This is a genomic window from Lysobacter xanthus (genome assembly GCF_047159895.1).
On sequence record NZ_BAAGAB020000129.1, the window covers coordinates 1 to 2,655 of the forward strand.

3 protein-coding genes are annotated in these 2,655 nt (G+C 70.4%); all 3 read right to left on the reverse strand.

The features are described 5' to 3' along the window. Positions 1 to 149: 149 nt before the first annotated feature. Positions 150 to 1,382, reverse strand: a complete 1,233-nt coding sequence (locus ACY35P_RS15310; RefSeq protein WP_462116697.1) for a putative DNA modification/repair radical SAM protein — start codon at positions 1,380 to 1,382, stop codon at positions 150 to 152. Positions 1,383 to 1,456: 74 nt separating this feature from the next. After that, positions 1,457 to 2,155 (reverse strand): UdgX family uracil-DNA binding protein, encoded by a 699-nt coding sequence (locus ACY35P_RS15315; RefSeq protein WP_462116698.1) that lies wholly within the window; start codon positions 2,153 to 2,155, stop codon positions 1,457 to 1,459. Position 2,156: 1 nt separating this feature from the next. Next, positions 2,157 to 2,655 (reverse strand): RsiV family protein (locus tag ACY35P_RS15320; RefSeq protein ID WP_462116699.1); only part of this gene is annotated, 499 nt, incomplete at its 5' end.

A 2,655-nucleotide genomic window follows, 5' to 3' on the forward strand; every position in this document is an offset into this window, starting at 1 on the left:
CCTCCGAAACGGGCGGAGCGCCGAGCAGTCCGCCGCCCTCCACGCCCCAGTCGAGCGCGTCGGGCGCGACGCGCGCACGCAAGGCGTGCCGGGCGGTATCGCGCCACGCCGCGAGGTCCCACGCCGGCTCGACCGTCGCGCGCCACATGTCAGAACAGCGCCGCCTGCACCGGCGGCGGCGCGAGTGCGGCACGCAGCCGCTCGGGGCGGTCGAGCTCGCCGCGCGGGCGATGGTCGAGCGTCTGCACGAACGGCAGCACCTTGCGCAGGCTCACGCCCAGCCGTGCGAGGTCGTCGAGGCGGATCCGCGCGAAGCGTCGCGACGACAGCACGCGCTTGACCGTCTTCGTCCCGAAGCCCGGCACCCGCAGCAGCATCTCCTTCGGCGCGGTGTTGACGTCGACGGGAAACGACTCGGGATTGCGCAGTGCCCAGGCGAGTTTCGGATCGACGTCGAGGTCGAGCATGCCGCCGCCGGCCTCGCGCGGTGCGATCTCGTCGACGGCGAACCCGTAGAAGCGCATCAGCCAGTCCGCCTGGTACAGGCGGTGTTCGCGCACGAGCGGCGGCGACTTCAACGGAAGCGCGGTGGATGCATCGGGAATCGGGCTGAAGGCCGAGTAATAGACCCGCCGCAGCCGGTAGTTGCCGTAGAGGTTGGCGCTCGTGTCGAGGATGCTGCGGTCGTCCGCGTCGTCGGCGCCGACGATCATCTGCGTGCTCTGCCCCGCCGGCGCGAAGACCGGTGCCTGCGAACTCTTCGCGCGGTCTTCCTTCGATTCGTCGATGCGCCAGCGCAGCTGGCCCATCGCGCCACGGATGCTCGACGTCGTCTTCTCGGGCGCCAGAGTGGCGAGGCCACCCTCGGTCGGCAGCTCGACGTTGATGCTGAGCCGGTCCGCATGCCGGCCCGCGGCGGCGAGCAGCTCGGGCGAGGCCTCAGGAATGGTCTTCAGGTGGATGTAGCCGCCGAAGGCGTAGTCCTCGCGCAACGAGCGGGCGACCTCCACCAGTTGCTCCATCGTATAATCGGCATTCCGGATGATGCCGCTCGAGAGGAACAGCCCCTCGATGTAGTTGCGGCGGTAGAAGTCGAGCGTGAGGCGCACCACCTCGTCGGTGGCGAAGCGCGCGCGCTGCACGTTGCTGCTGCGGCGGTTGACGCAATAGGCGCAGTCGTACACGCAGAAGTTCGTCAGCAGGATCTTCAGCAGCGAGACGCAGCGGCCGTCCGGCGTGTACGAGTGGCAGATGCCCATGCCGCCCGTGCTGCCGACGCCCCCCGTGCCCAATGAGTCCCGCGTCTTGCCGCCGCTGGACGCGCAGGACGCGTCGTACTTCGCCGCGTCGGCGAGGATGGCCAGCTTGTCGATCGTCTTCACGGCCGGCTCCGGGCTGCTCGACCCCCATCGTGGCCCGTCCGCGTATCAGCCTGTGAGACGCCCGCTACGGCCGCTCAGTCGGCGTCGTCCAGGGTAGTCAACAGCGCGAGGTCGTCGCGGAACCCGCGGTAGGCGATCTCGCGCTCCTCGCGGTCGCTCTGCCGCAGTACCCACGAGGGATGCATCGTCGCGAAGGCCCGGCGGCCGTCGGCGAGCGACTGCCAGCGGCCGTGCTGCTTCATCAGCGAGAACTTCGATCCGAAGATCGCCTTGGCCGCTATAGCACCCAGCGCCACGACGACCTCGGGCTTCACCACCTGCAGTTCGCGCTCGAGCCAGAGGTGGCACGCCTTCTGCTCGGCGGGATTCGGCGTCTTGTGGATCCGCCGCGTGCCGCGCAATTCGAACTTGAAGTGCTTCACCGCATTGGTGAGGTACAGCGAATCGCGCTCGATGCCGAGCTCCTCGAGCGCGCGGTTGAACAGTTGGCCGGCCGGGCCGACGAAGGGCTCGCCGGCGAGGTCCTCGCGGTCGCCCGGCTGTTCGCCGACCACGAGGATCCGCGCGCGTGCCGGGCCCTGTCCGAAGACGGTCTGCGTCGCCGGACGCCACAGGTCGCAGCGCTTGCAGGCGGCCGCGGCCTCGCGCAGCGCTTTCAGGCCGCGACCGACCGGCTCGGGCGCGGTGCCTTCCGGGACGTCCGGAAACCGTTCGACGCGCGGCGCCCGGGCACGGCCCGCGCGTTCCGTCGAGGGCCCGGCGCGCCCCGGCACGTCAGCCCATCGCCTCGAACAGGCCGCGGTACGCGGGCGCGACCTGTTGCACGAGGCGCGAGGCCGGCAGGTCGACCGTGTGCATGCCTTCGGCATAGGCGCCCACCTGGTACGGCGGGAAGACGAAGCGCAGGGCGGTGATCTTGCCGTCGGCATCCAGCACGGGCTCGAACACGGCGAAGTCGTCCGGACCGGGCTCGGTGCCGCCGTCGATCATCGCCGTCGCCGACTTCATGGCCGCGGCGCGTTCGGGGCCAGGCACCTCGTCGGCATCGAGGCGCTGCTTCAGCTCGGCCTGCAGCTGCGTACGCACGTCGCCCGCGATCTGCTGCCAGCTCTCGGGCTGCGGGAACAGTTCCGCCGCGGTCAGCAGTCGGTTCTGCGGCGGCAACCACACCCAGCGCTGGATCATCGGCATACCGTGCGCGCCGCCGGTGTAGGCGCTGCCGTCGACCGCGAGCACCACCATCTGCGGCGACTCGTGCTTCAGCTTGAACTCC